The following is a 12,637-nucleotide window of genomic DNA, read 5'->3' as shown; positions in this document are numbered from 1 at the left end:
CACCTCCAGGCCTTATACTAAAGGTATCTAGGAGGAACCATGAGCCATCCCCGCTACACTGAAGAATTCAAAATCGAAGCCGTCAAACAGGTGGTAGAGCGCGGCCATCGCGTGGCCGAGGTCGCTGAGCGGCTAGGCGTGTCAGGGCACAGCTTGTACAACTGGATCAAGCGCTACGATAAGCCGGTAGAACAACGGCAAGAAGATGATGATCTCCAAGCTGAAAACCGTCGTTTGAAGGCCGAACTCAAACGCGTATCAGAAGAGCGAGACATATTAAAAAAGGCCACCGCGTACTTCGCCAGGGAGTCCGACTGAGGTACGCGTTTATTCAAAATTATGCGAGCCAATACGCGGTACGTCGCTTGTGTCAGATGATGGCCGTGCATCCCAGCGGTTACTACGCATGGTGTAAAAAAGCGCTCTCTAATCGAGCTCGGGAAGATGAGCGCCTACTGGGATTGATCAAGCACTCCTGGCTTGAAAGTGGCGGTGTATATGGCTATCGCAAGGTCTACCAGGACTTGCGTGAAGCTGGCGAAACTTGCGGGAAGCACCGTGTGGCGCGTCTTATGAGTAGGGAAGGTTTACGCTCTCAGACGGGCTATCGACGACGCCCTGGCGGCTATGGCGGTGGAAAAGCGGCTGTTGTATCCCCTAACCATTTAGCCCGTCAGTTTGAAGTAACAGCGCCAAATATTGCTTGGGTGACGGACATCACGTACATCCGCACTTACGAAGGCTGGCTTTACTTAGCGGTAGTTATCGACCTGTTTTCTCGTCAAGTGGTTGGCTGGTCGATGAAGTCTCGCATGACCACGGAGTTGGTACTGGATGCTTTGTTATCAGCAGTCTGGCGACGCAAGCCACAAGGAACGGTGATGGTGCATTCGGATCAAGGAAGCCAGTTTAGCAGTGGAGACTGGCAAAGCTTTCTGAAAGCGAATCACTTGGTAGGCAGCATGAGCCGACGTGGTAACTGTCATGACAACGCCGTTGCTGAAAGCTTCTTTCAACTTCTCAAGCGAGAGCGAATCAAGCGACAGATTTATTCAACACGCGAAGCGGCTAGATGTGACGTGTTCAATTACATTGAAATGTTTTACAACCCAAAGCGCCGACACGGCACAAGTGATAACTTGTCACCGGTTGAGTATGAAAGGCGTTACTTCAAGAGCCTAACGGGTGTCTAGAATATCCGGGGCGATTCACCCTTGTTGGGTGAACTAGGCGATAAATCTACATCACTTGAACGCGCTCAAGAAGTCATCCTCCTCCTCTTACGGCTCATCTAAGGTGTCCCCATGGCTAGAAAGGTTTTCTTTAGTTTCCAGTACGACGACGTTCTGAGAGCGATGAATGTCCGTAACAGTAACGTGATCAATGCCAACCCTAAAGTTGGATTCATCGACAAAGCAGAGTTCGAGAAGTTAGAGCGCACAGGTGATAGCACGGTAAAAGCATGGATAGATGCCCAGCTTATCGGTACGACTGTGACAGTCGTACTTATAGGTGCCAATACTGATAAAAGTAAATGGGTAAAATACGAAATAGAGAAAAGTATCAAACGGGGCAACGGATTGTTGACTATAGATATTAGTAAAATCCCAGATTTCAATAAACAAACAAGTGACTTCTGCGGCATGAAGATCCAAGGATACAAGCACTACCGCTGGAATACAGATAATGGTCGTGAAAACCTTGGAGTATGGGTTGAAGAAGCCGCCAAGGCTGCTGGAAAACCTTGAGCGATATTTAAGCGACCACACCTTTGAGCTAATTAACGAAGATGAATTCTGATGCCCCGCCTGAAATCATACAGGCTACCAGGGGACCTATTCACCAAGCGATCCTGCGTTTGAACCCTTGTTTTAGCGGAAAAATGTCACGTGCTAACTGCTCGAATTATCCTGAATCGGATCAGGTGTCTTTGCCATCCATCAGAATAAGCTGAAGTACCACTGGCTTAGTTGCTGCCAATTGGGTTAGTGGCACACATATCGCCAATCGTTTTTAGTTTCATTGCATAACGGATTGTTGTAAGCCATTGCTTACAAACGCTGTGGTCAATCGCTTACATAAAAATGGCTTGATAAAGGCTAGGGTGAAAGTGTGACGCCCAGGATCGCCGCTTTAGCACGTCGAATGCGTCACAACAGGGATGTGATTATTGGTAGTGAAAAGAGGTAGGAGTGCCAGGGATGGCAGCTCTTTTCTAGGTTTTGGCCACTGCTAGCTCTTCCCAGCGTGTGGTGTAGCGTGGTGTACGGTGCTCGCAACGCAATTCCCAAGCATTCTGTTTGCGAGGCATGCCAATCCGGACGGTATTTTTTCCGTGTTCGCGATTGAGCTTATCGAGCGTGGCCATCAATTTTTCATTACGAGCACGTTTCTCGTCACTGATCGGTTCGGCGAGCAGCCCTAGTTGTTCATTGTCGTGATCGCACAAATCAATGAGCATAATCCCGCATTTTTGGTACCAGATGTCTTTTTTAAAAATTCTTTCTAGCCCTGCCATGGCAGCTTTGATGAGCTCGCGGCTATCATCGGTGGGGTGAGGTAGCGGTATTACTAACCGTTTACTGTAGCTCGGCAGATCTTGCCGAAAGCGATTGGTGTGAACAAACACCATCAATGCCTGCGCCAAGCCGTTTTGTCGTCGTAGCTTTTCACCAGCACGTGATGCGTGCACGCGTAGGGCTTCGTGCAGATCGGTTTTGTTCGTCGTGAGCCGGCCGAAGGAGCGGGACACCATGATCTGTTTTTTTGGTTGGCTCATGTCGTCGAGTGATATGCAGTTTTCGCCCCTCAACTCATAAACCAGACGTTCCATGACCACACTGAAATGGCGCCGCAAATGCTTAGAGCTGGCGGTGCGCAGCTGCCAAGCATTCTCTATGCCTAGAGTATGAAGCCGCGCTGCACTGCGACCTGCTACCCCCCATATCTCATTAACGGGTAGCTGCTCCAGGAATTCCCGGGTGTCGCTGCTGTTAGGGTCCATCATGGCCACGCCATTGAAAACACTTTCTTTTTTAGCGCGGTGATTGGCAATTTTTGCAAGCGTTTTGCTAGTGCTTAAGCCAACGCTAACCGGAATACCTGTATCTCGCTTAACTTGCTGTCGCATTAATTGGCATCGTTCTTCTAATGTGTCTGGTTCAAAGCCCTCAAACGATAGAAATGACTCATCAATGCTATATACATCCACGTGAGGCGTATGCTGTGAGAGAACATCAGTAACGCGGCTGCTCATATCACCGTAAAGCGCATAATTTGAGCTGAGCAATGTGCATTGTCGACGAATATGCGGATCAATCTGATGGGCAGGCATTCCCATTGCCACACCTAAGTTTTTGATTTCTTGCGAACGCGCGACCACGCAGCCGTCGTTATTCGACAAAACGCCGACAGCTTGGCCTTCCAACCTGGGAGCAAAGACTCGTTCGCAGGAGACATAGAAATTATTGCAGTCGACCAAGGCAATCATACGGTGAAACCGGGTGCTAGCGGTTGGATGCTATGGGTGGCCACACCCCAATTGTGACAATCATGCCCAGTGAGAGGGATGGGCTTAAACTCTGGGTTAGAGGCCACCAAATACGGCCGACTGCCCATGATGCTTAGCTTTTTACACGTCAGCTCGCCGTCCACGCTCATGATCACGATATGGCCTGGCTGAGGATTGATAGACCGGTCGACAATTAACAACGCATTATCTTTAATGCCATCGCCTTCCATGGAGGTGCCTTTGGCTCGCAGAAAGAACGTTGCACTAGGGTGCTTAATCAAATGGGCAATAAGATCTAATTCGACCTCGACATAATCGTCTGCGGGACTCGGGAAACCAGCGCGGACTTCGCCACCCGCTAAAGGCAGCCTTAGCGGTCGAGCCATGGTGTCGACGCGTCCAAGAATGGTGAAATGCATACTCATGCCATGCTCCCCATCGCTCGCCATGTGCCTGGTAGATGCACCTCAATGTTTTCAAGCGGTGCGAGTAGCGCGTCTTGTTCAGTCCCCCAAACCGCCAACAACTGCGTACCTTCCTCTCTCAAATCATCCCGTTGAAGAGGAAATCCTCCAACGATAACTGGAAGAGTACGGGGACTACTGAATGGCCGTTGCATAGACCGTGGGTAAGTTTTCTTGCTCATAAGCGCCTCCCTATATAGCTGTTAATATATACAGTATTAAGGGCTGACAATAAGCGATCAGCCTAGTGAATCGCAAGCACTCTTCTTCATTCGTTGGTCTTATCGTGTTGGCAAGCCCACCTTATTTTGACGGTGGTTAGATGAGGGCACCGCGATTTTGGTGCGTAGGCTGACTTGGATGGCCAATTCTCGTCTATCCTGCAGCTATGTGCGGACGATTTGCTTTATTCACCCCGATACCTGAGCTGACCAAAAAGGTCGGTGCGGTTATGTCTGAGCGCGACATTCGACCGCGCTACAATGTGGCGCCGGGTACCTGGATCGCGAGCATACGGCAGGCGTCTGAGGACTCTGCTCCCACGCTTGAAGAGGTGTGGTGGGGATTTCGCCCATCGTGGGCCAAAGGGAAAGGCACGCAACCCATAAATGCGCGAGTTGAAACCGTTGCGACTAATAACTTTTTCAAATCGGCATTTGCTAAACACCGGTGCCTCGTACTCGCTGACGGATGGTACGAATGGATCAAGAACACGCCCCCTAAGCAGCCTCATTATCTGTGCCGAAGGGATCGAGAGCCCCTATACTTCGCCGCTATCTACGCAGAACGGGATGATGGAGGTCTAGGATGTGCCATTCTCACCGAGCCAGCTCGAGGCAGTGCTGCCGATGTGCATGACAGGATGCCGTTAATTTTGGACGACGACAGTCTTGAACACTGGCTTGCTACTGACCTGACGGATAAAGAGACAATCCGCAGCATGGTGCGGCATATCGATGCGGGACTAGTTGAACATTGGCCGGTTAGCACGGCTGTTAACAAACCTTCCGAGGGACAAGGTGATGAGCTGATCAATCCTCTCTAGCGTTTCTGATCTTGAGATTGATAGTTTTCCAGCGCTTTTATCTATCCGCTAGGTTGTAGCCATAGGAAGGAAGAACAAATTCAAAGTGAGGAGCCAACAAAGCTATCTCACTGGTAGGTTGAACACCGTAAGGTGGTTAGACGTTATCCATCATCGGCCGCTTATGCATGGCTAGCCTCAAGTACCACGACGATCACTTCCGCGACGGCTAACTTATTAGTATAGCCCCCAGGATAATGGACCAGAGTACATACCCAAAATAAGGGTGCCTAAGATTATGACCACGCCAACTAGTTTGCGCGAAGCTGAGATGGAAGCAAGAGCGCGTCGAGCCGTGATGGAAAGCGGCGATTGGTTAACTGTCGATGAGATATTGCAGTTGCCAGGCGTCCGCTCACGTGGTGATAGCGGTGATTTTCAACCCAGTTGTCCAAATGGCTGCACTTAAGCAGCCTTTTTATTACGCTCGATTTCCTGCACTTTCCCTGGGTTAAGCGACACTGAACCAGTGACCTCCCAGTTTCGGGTGCTGCCCGACCAGCGTTTCGGATAGCGACGCTTAGCGCTTTCATAAACCGCTTTACGACGTTCAAGGCGTTTTCGATCAACGCCACGATGCCGGTCAGCTGGCGTGACATATTGGATGCCACTGTGAAGGTGCTGTTCGTTGTAAGCCCGCTCGAACACCAACATCCATTCTCGTACCGCGCTCAGCGATGTAAAGCCCTTGGTGGGCCATGCTGGGCAGTATTTGACGGTACGGAACAGCGCTTCCGAGTAAGGGTTGTCGTTGCTTACTCTCGGTCGACTGTAAGACATCAACATCCCTAGTTCGGTTAACCTCGCTTTGAGCGTATAGGACGTCATCGGCGCGCCATTATCCGAGTGCAACACCGGCGGCTGATGCCAGCATTTCTCACGCAATAATGCACGCTCCATCAGCTGTTTAGCCAAGTCGCCCGATTCCGTCTCATGAACTTCCCAGGCAATGATTTTGCGGCTGTAGATATCCATGATCAGGTAGAGATACCAGTGCTGGCCTCGTACAACGGAGGCGCAATAGCTAATATCCCAGCTCCAAACCTGGTTCGGCCCTGTCGCCGTAAAACTGGTCGGCGCGGGTACTGTGCGGCGTGCTTTCGTACGGCCACGATGATGCTGCTGGTGATGCTTTTTCAAGACCCGATAAAACGACGATTCGGAGGCCAGATAGACGCCGTTGTCTGCCAGTAAGGGCACGATTTGAGACGGCGGCAAGCTCTGATACTCGGGACGATGACACGTGTTCAAAATGGTCTGCTTTTCCTCATGCGTCAGCTGATGCGGCTGCCTCCCTTGTGCCGCCTGTGGACGCTGATCCTCAACAACAGCGCCACACTCAGATCGCCAACGCTTTAGTGTGCGCTCGCTTACATCGATAATATCGGCTGCTTGATAGCGGGAAGCGCCCCCCATAACCGCTTCGTCAAATAGCGCGATAAGCCTTGCACGTTCGTCGAGCGGCGTTAGTCGTCCTCGCCGCTGTCGGGATCTTCGCTGTACAAGGCTTCGAGCTTTTTTGAGAGCACCAGTAACGACGTCGTCTCAGCCACTACCTTGTCTTTGCGCCGCACTTCCGCTTTGAGTTGCTTGATGGTCTTACGGTCTTCTTTACGCTGCTTTTGCGCCGCTTTTTCCTGGTCTTCTTGCCGACCAGCGCCTTCGAGGCAAGCCGCTTTCCACTGTTGAATTTGCTCGGGATAAAGGCCTTTTTCGCGGCAGTAAGCGCCAAGCTCCGCCTCTGACAGGGTGGCGGTTTCGATGACCACGGCGAGCTTGGCGTCGGGCGACCATTCGCTGTCGCCTTGGGTGTAACCCGGCACAGGCACTCCTTTTACTCGACACTGTTTTAGCCAACTATACAGCGTCGCGTCAGAGATGCCTTCCTCTGTTGCTACCGATGCCACACTGTGATTATGGGGTGGTAACAACTTCTTCAGGACGGCTGATTTACGCTCTGCGGAATAACGTGGCACAAGGACTCCATGCCGCTCCCTCTGGATTAGATTTAGGCGATATCACCAACCGGACAACAAGGCTGACAAAGGGGGATAGTGTTCATCCTGCTCAGTGGAAACAACAAGGTGATATTTTTACTATCAATGACCACGGCACCGATTACTACCCAGCGTTTGGGCTTGAGAAGGATGCTGGCTACCGACCGTATCGCGTCATGTCGAAAATCATCGACATCTTCAAAGAGGATAAAGACGGATGGGGAATGGCCTTTTGGTTTCAGTCGATAAACAGCTATCTTGGCGGGCTAAGGCCCCAGGATCTGATAGCTACAGACCCTGATCTCGTTATTGATGCCGCTCTAGATGAGGTGCGAGGAGTCACACATGGATAGTGAGTAGACCAATATGGGGTAGTGGCAATAACAATCGACACGCTTCAAACGAGCAAAAAAGATAATCAGAGCTCCCCCTAAAGGTGACTTAAGTTATTATGAAGAGCTATCCGTGGAAAGGGGCTATGTCATGTGCAATGGGTCGCCCGCTATCCCCCCATAGGGCCATGCCTTTACCGGCGTTGATGTTAGTCTGAATATGCTCACGTGGGTTTAATAACCATTATTTGCGAGGCTACTCATGTCAGCATCAGCCATTTCGCCTCAAAAGCATAGGAATAATGGGCGCGACTACCTGATAGCAGAGGTAATCCATGCTTCACTAAAAGCCTGAGAAATTTGACTCCCCATCATGTATGAGTGACGCCAAAAGCAACCTAATTCACGCTCTGCCGATAAAGCGGGAGGAAGCTCCATCACTGCTAAATGATCCGGTAAATGTACATCTCTTACCCAGCCATACGGCAATAATGCATGACCATAACCTGCGGCAACTAAAGCCATTCGATGCTCAACACCAAGGCCATATGTACGAGTCAAGCCGGAGCTTAATAATTTACTTAAGCCTTCAGTAATTAGCGATGGAACAAAATCATCCTCGCTAAGTGGTAGTAATCCAGGCTCACAGAGCATAAGAGGATGGAGTTCAGGCTGAAGTTTATCGGCTCGCACTAGTAAGACAAAGTGTTCCTTGAATAAGCTTGTATATGCCATCCCCTCAGGAACCGACTGTGCTGCACTAATTAGCAAATCAATTTCACGGTTCTGTAAACGCCGTAACAGACCTTGATGCTTGCCACTAACCAACTCGACTTTAGTTTTACCTGAACGGTGAGCACAAATCTGGATAATCCGTAACAAGTTATCCGGTGCCAGTGAGGAAATCACTCCAATACGTAAGGTTTGCCCAAAGGGAAGAGCTAAGCCATCATCACGTAACCCCTCAAGCCGAGTCACGCCTTCTAAAATTACGGCGATTAAGTCTAAAACTTCCTTTCCAAAGGCAGTGGGTGTTATTTTACTCCCCCTTTCAAAAATGGGCTGTCCGAGAATTTCCTCTACTTTTTTTACTTGATAAGACAAGCCCGAGGTCGAAATACCCATGTCTATGGCCGCATAACGAAAACTACGTTTCATTGCGACGGCCTCAACTAAAAGCAAGTCACGCACAGACACTGCTGCTAGCTTGTTCGAAATTACTTCACGCACCGTCATAAACATTTCGATTCCAATTGATGAAACACTGGCTATAATATTTTTAATCAAAATGATAGTCAATCTCATTCTTAATTGGAGAGGTTATGACCTCAATACCCCGTTGCTTTGCCGTGCTAGTAGCGACAACTTTGTTATCAGGTAACTTGTCAGCGCAAGAATTTAACTTTACTGATGTAACCGGACAGGAAATTAAGTTAGAAGCCCCTCCTAGACGTATCATTACTCTGCCCAATCCAGCTGCAGCTACCTTCATCGCAATAGATGGTTCTACCGAGCTGTTAGTGGGTATGAATGAGGGCTCTAAACGAGCCTTTGAGAGCGGTATGATGAGCGTTATGTTTCCTGAAGCTGTTGATATCTCCAGTGACATTTTGTCGGAAAACGGTGGTTGGATGCCCAACGTAGAGGCCATCGCAGAACTTAAACCGGATTTAGTCATCCAGTGGGGTGAGCGCGGCGATGATATCGTAGCTCCACTTCGCAATGCAGGTTTGCCCGTTGCTCTAATGGTAGGCGGTGGCAATGCGGGTACAGAAGAGCTGGCCCGAGCCAATATGAAAATGGTGGCTGATATCACGGGTAATACTGAAAAACTGTCAAAGCTTATTGATTGGCGTGACCGTGTACAAAGTGAAATTACTACTGGTTTAAAACAAGTAGGCTTTCATGCAACACCAAGCATTTTGCATTTGCGCTCTGCCAAATCCAAGTTGACTGCTACTGGTGAGAAAAGTTATCAACAAACCTTCATCGAGCTGGTTGGCGCTAAAAATGTAGCTCAAGGAGCTGGCGTACAAAGCACTGTTAGCGTGGAACAGATTCTTGAATGGAACCCAGATATTATCTTACTTTCCGCAGCAGAGACGGATGCTGGATTAGAAGCGATATACGACGACCCATTACTTTCTCGCTTAAATGCCGCCGTACAAAAACGCGTTTATAAGACACCTCAAGGTGGATATATCTGGGATAGTGCTTCCCATGAAAGCCCCTACACATGGATGTGGCTGGCCAATCTTACTCATCCCGATATTTTCTCTTTTGACCTACGTCACGAATTAAAAGAAGGCTTCAAATTACTTTATAACTTTGACCTATCGGATGAGCAGATAGATCGAATTCTGCGTATTGCTATGAACGGCGACAGTCACGGTTATCAAGTGTTTCGTAAACAATGAACACATATACGCGATCGATTCACTCGTCCTCAGAAATGGTTGAGCCAGTTACCCTGAGCACTTGGCGTGCTAGTCATTGGCCTCTTTTGTCCCTACTGCTTATAGCGACTGTGCTAATCGGGCTATCAGTAGGTCGATACAGCGTAGCGCTAGATGAGATTGTAGCCATCCTATATGCAGCCTTACGAGGTGATAACTCACAGCATATGGATGCGTTGGTGATCTTGAATGTACGCTTGCCGCGCATATTATTGGCAGGAGTATGTGGGGCTGGGCTTGCCATCTGCGGGGTAGCCTTACAAACCTTATTTCGTAACCCTCTCGTTTCACCTAAAGTGCTAGGTTTATCCTCAGGTTCAGCATTAGGAGGATCACTGGCAATTTTGGCTGGAGTAGGGGGGCCGCTACTGATGGGGGCTACGTTTGTATCAGCATTTGCTGCTCTGTTTTTAGTAGTGCTGATTTCAAATATGGCGGGTCGTACTTTGATGACTATTGTGCTTGCTGGAATTGTTATTGATGCTTTATTTGCAGCAGGTATTTCGTTAGTTCAATATGCCGCGGATCCAGAAACGAGTTTACCTGCCATCGTCTTTTGGCTGATGGGAAGCTTTGCAACGGCGAGTTGGGAAAAATTTGCACAAACTGCTCCTATACTCATTGCCAGCATTTACCTACTGAATAGAATGCGCTATCGCATTGCTGTACTCGCTATGGGTGACGACGAAGCTAAGTCGTTTGGCATCCATGTTGCACGCTCCCGGATGATCGTCTTCGCGTTGATTTCTATCATTATCGGCGCCTGCGTAACCGCATCGGGCGTAGTGGGGTGGGTAGGACTCGTAATCCCACACTTTGCTCGTATGTTAGTAGGCGAAGATCACCGCCGGCTCTATTTCACGAGTCTTATGCTGGGTGCCACTTTCATGATTTTGACTGATACGTTGGCTCGTAGTTTAACTGCTGCAGAGATTCCTTTAGGCGTACTCACAGCTCTAGTTGGCGCCCCCGTCTTTGTGTACTTACTATGCACTCGTCGACGTGAAAGGGCTTAATCATGCAAACCGTCTTTACCTCTCATCTCAGTTTAACTGGAGCGTGCGTACGTTTTAGTGAACGTGTGATTTTTCAGGATTTAAGTTTTAACGTACAAAAGGGCGAAACGTTGGCCATTTTGGGCCCAAACGGACGCGGTAAGACTACGTTGCTAAAAGCTCTATTAGGCTCACAACGTTTAGATCAAGGACAACGGCAGGTACCCCACCTCATCGGCTATGTACCTCAATACCAATACGGTAGTGAAAACCATTGTTGCCTCGATGTGGTACTCATGGCACGAGCCGCCTTGCTTCCCATGTTCAGCCTTCCTTCACAGCGGGATCGTAAGCTAGCTCTTGAAGCATTGGAAAAAGTAGGCGGAGGGCATTTTGCTTATCGTTTATATGGCTCTCTATCCGGCGGCGAGCGCCAATTAGTGTTGCTTGCTCGTGCTTTAGCTACTGGTGCTGAGGTACTCATACTTGATGAGCCGGCTTCAGCTTTAGATTTAGCTAATCAGGACTTATTGCTTAACGTCTTATTCGAGTTACGCCGAGTACGTAGCCATTCGGTCGTTTTTACCACTCACCATCCGCAACACGCTCTGCATCTCGCAGACAAAGTACTGCTGATGCACACCAACGATCAGATTAAATTTGGTCCAGCTGATGAGCTGTTAACCGAGTCTGAGTTATCCCGTTTATACAACGTCAGACTACGCCGTCTAATGGTGCAAACGGGAGAACATTTTCAAAGCACAATCTGCCCGGTTTTTGGAATACGTGAACCGGATCAAGATATGCCCATTTCTTATCCTCTAAACAAAGGTAAATACAATGAGTAACGATACAATCTCCTATCTGGAAAATGGACATGAATTTACAGTCCACTTTGATGAGTTATTAAAATACCACGGTGCCGGTTATCCGGGTGGTGTAGCCCACGGGCTAAAAGTTATGCAGCGAGCCTGGCCCTTGCTAGATAATGGTCGTTTGCCTGAACGACGTGAAATTCGCTGTGTCACAGCCTTTGGAGGCCCAGGGGGTAGAGATGCGATTGAGTTTGTTACCCGCGGTCTTACTGAGGGTCGCTACATTGTTGATAACTCAGTAGGGCTCGAAGAAGAAGAGTCCCCCGGTGGTCGTTATTACTTCCGTTTCGAGTACCGTGGCACCGCTGTTGAAATCACCATCCGTCCCGGACACGTACGCCCCGAGTTCATTCAGTTAGCACGCAAGAAAGACCGCTCACCAGAAGAAGAGATCATTTTGGCTGAAATGAAGCTCGAAATGGGAGAACGCTTGTTAGTCCAGCCCGCAGAAGATATTTACAACGCTACCGTATTATCGTAATAAGTCATAGCCATGAGTCAAGAACGTCAAACTTGGCTCGGGCTACTTGCCCGAGCTAACCGAGATTATCTGGAAAATATCTGGGCTACTTACAATCCGGGTGTGCCTATACAAAAACTCGCTGGCCCTGAAACGGGGTTGGTGCAGCTCAATACACAAGCTTGTAAGGCCTCAGTGTCATTTCAGTTTGGTGAGGCTTCTTGTACTCGCTGCGTAATCGCTATTGGGAAAATTCAAGGTTACGCAGTACATTTGGGCTCCGATCTACGCAAAGCGGAGTTAGCGGCCTATCTAGACGCCTTTCTACAAACGGCCCCCTCCCACCAACGTGAGCTGGTGCTGCACCCTATACGCCAACAGTTAGAGCTAAAAAAGGCTGAGAGGGAGCAGCTGACGGCTGCTACTTCTGTACGTTTCTACACCACACAAAAAACTTAGAATC

The 12,637-nt window shown here is 49.1% G+C and carries 12 protein-coding genes and 1 pseudogene; 9 read left to right on the top strand and 4 right to left on the bottom strand.

All coding sequences use genetic code 11. The features are described 5' to 3' along the window. Window positions 1–39 precede the first annotated feature (39 nt). Window positions 40–1,193 (top strand): IS3 family transposase gene (locus CIK78_RS03095; protein WP_096277116.1). Its coding sequence is split into 2 segments (ribosomal slippage): window positions 40–277 and window positions 277–1,193, totalling 1,155 coding nucleotides; the frame shifts between segments, so codons are not numbered across the junction. A 111-nt stretch (window positions 1,194–1,304) separates the two neighbouring features. Next, window positions 1,305–1,748, top strand: a complete 444-nt coding sequence (locus CIK78_RS03090; RefSeq protein ID WP_096277114.1) for a TIR domain-containing protein — start codon at window positions 1,305–1,307, stop codon at window positions 1,746–1,748. A gap of 467 nt (window positions 1,749–2,215) precedes the next feature. Here CIK78_RS03090 and CIK78_RS03085 read toward each other — a convergent pair whose 3' ends face one another. Both CIK78_RS03085 and umuD read right to left on the bottom strand, forming a co-directional pair. Further along, on the bottom strand, window positions 2,216–3,490 hold the full coding sequence (locus CIK78_RS03085) for a Y-family DNA polymerase (RefSeq protein WP_096277112.1): 1,275 nt from the start codon (window positions 3,488–3,490) through the stop codon (window positions 2,216–2,218). Continuing rightward, window positions 3,487–3,936, bottom strand: coding sequence for a translesion error-prone DNA polymerase V autoproteolytic subunit (gene umuD / locus CIK78_RS03080; RefSeq protein ID WP_225734540.1), 450 nt, complete (start codon window positions 3,934–3,936; stop codon window positions 3,487–3,489). The genes CIK78_RS03085 and umuD overlap by 4 nt, the downstream gene beginning before the upstream one ends. 427 nt (window positions 3,937–4,363) lie before the next feature. On the opposite strand from umuD, the gene CIK78_RS03075 reads away from it, so the two are divergent. Further along, window positions 4,364–5,020, top strand: a complete 657-nt coding sequence (locus CIK78_RS03075) for an SOS response-associated peptidase (RefSeq protein ID WP_096277108.1) — start codon at window positions 4,364–4,366, stop codon at window positions 5,018–5,020. Window positions 5,021–5,464: 444 nt separating this feature from the next. Here the strand turns inward: CIK78_RS03075 and CIK78_RS03065 are convergent. Next, window positions 5,465–7,035: pseudogene (locus CIK78_RS03065) on the bottom strand (IS3 family transposase). On the opposite strand from CIK78_RS03065, the gene CIK78_RS03060 reads away from it, so the two are divergent. Continuing rightward, on the top strand, window positions 7,029–7,409 hold the full coding sequence (locus CIK78_RS03060; RefSeq protein ID WP_226938656.1) for a hypothetical protein: 381 nt from the start codon (window positions 7,029–7,031) through the stop codon (window positions 7,407–7,409). The pseudogene CIK78_RS03065 and the gene CIK78_RS03060 sit on opposite strands and share 7 nt — an antisense overlap. Before the next feature lie 291 nt (window positions 7,410–7,700). Here the strand turns inward: CIK78_RS03060 and CIK78_RS03055 are convergent, their stop codons facing one another. Next, the gene (locus CIK78_RS03055) at window positions 7,701–8,687 is read right to left on the bottom strand and encodes a LysR family transcriptional regulator (protein ID WP_225734538.1); all 987 of its coding nucleotides are present in this window, start codon (window positions 8,685–8,687) and stop codon (window positions 7,701–7,703) included. A gap of 23 nt (window positions 8,688–8,710) precedes the next feature. On the opposite strand from CIK78_RS03055, the gene CIK78_RS03050 reads away from it, so the two are divergent. Genes CIK78_RS03050 through phnG form a run of 5 tightly spaced genes read left to right on the top strand, consistent with a single transcriptional unit; the run spans window position 8,711 to window position 12,633 of the window. Continuing rightward, window positions 8,711–9,805, top strand: coding sequence for an ABC transporter substrate-binding protein (locus CIK78_RS03050; protein ID WP_096277102.1), 1,095 nt, complete (start codon window positions 8,711–8,713; stop codon window positions 9,803–9,805). Next, entirely contained in the window at window positions 9,802–10,860 is a 1,059-nt protein-coding gene (locus tag CIK78_RS03045) for an iron ABC transporter permease (RefSeq protein WP_096277100.1), read from the top strand. Before CIK78_RS03050 ends, CIK78_RS03045 begins: the two co-directional genes overlap by 4 nt. A 2-nt stretch (window positions 10,861–10,862) precedes the next feature. Continuing rightward, a complete protein-coding gene (locus CIK78_RS03040; protein ID WP_016239116.1) occupies window positions 10,863–11,687 on the top strand; it encodes an ABC transporter ATP-binding protein in 825 nt (274 codons plus the stop codon). After that, window positions 11,680–12,195 carry a hypothetical protein gene (locus CIK78_RS03035; RefSeq protein ID WP_019282989.1) on the top strand — a complete coding sequence of 172 codons (516 nt, stop codon included), beginning with the start codon at window positions 11,680–11,682 and terminating at the stop codon, window positions 12,193–12,195. The genes CIK78_RS03040 and CIK78_RS03035 overlap by 8 nt, the downstream gene beginning before the upstream one ends. 12 nt (window positions 12,196–12,207) lie before the next feature. Further along, window positions 12,208–12,633, top strand: a complete 426-nt coding sequence (phnG, locus tag CIK78_RS03030; RefSeq protein ID WP_081194694.1) for a phosphonate C-P lyase system protein PhnG — start codon at window positions 12,208–12,210, stop codon at window positions 12,631–12,633. The last annotated feature ends 4 nt before the right edge of the window (window positions 12,634–12,637 follow it).

The organism is Halomonas sp. JB37 (assembly GCF_002332255.1).
Lineage (GTDB): Bacteria > Pseudomonadota > Gammaproteobacteria > Pseudomonadales > Halomonadaceae > Vreelandella > Vreelandella casei.
Note: the sequence above shows the minus strand (reverse complement) of the source record. Positions and strands in the feature narration are given on the sequence as shown.

Bases quoted from the DNA above. Each gene is read 5' to 3' on its own strand.
- CIK78_RS03085 (WP_096277112.1), bottom strand. From the start codon at position 3,490: ATGATTGCCTTGGTCGACTGCAATAATTTCTATGTCTCCTGCGAACGA.
- CIK78_RS03045 (WP_096277100.1), top strand. From the start codon at position 9,802: ATGAACACATATACGCGATCGATTCACTCGTCCTCAGAAATGGTTGAG.
- CIK78_RS03075 (WP_096277108.1), top strand. From the start codon at position 4,364: ATGTGCGGACGATTTGCTTTATTCACCCCGATACCTGAGCTGACCAAA.
- umuD (WP_225734540.1), bottom strand. From the start codon at position 3,936: ATGAGTATGCATTTCACCATTCTTGGACGCGTCGACACCATGGCTCGA.
- CIK78_RS03040 (WP_016239116.1), top strand. From the start codon at position 10,863: ATGCAAACCGTCTTTACCTCTCATCTCAGTTTAACTGGAGCGTGCGTA.
- phnG (WP_081194694.1), top strand. From the start codon at position 12,208: ATGAGTCAAGAACGTCAAACTTGGCTCGGGCTACTTGCCCGAGCTAAC.
- CIK78_RS03090 (WP_096277114.1), top strand. From the start codon at position 1,305: ATGGCTAGAAAGGTTTTCTTTAGTTTCCAGTACGACGACGTTCTGAGA.
- CIK78_RS03050 (WP_096277102.1), top strand. From the start codon at position 8,711: ATGACCTCAATACCCCGTTGCTTTGCCGTGCTAGTAGCGACAACTTTG.
- CIK78_RS03035 (WP_019282989.1), top strand. From the start codon at position 11,680: ATGAGTAACGATACAATCTCCTATCTGGAAAATGGACATGAATTTACA.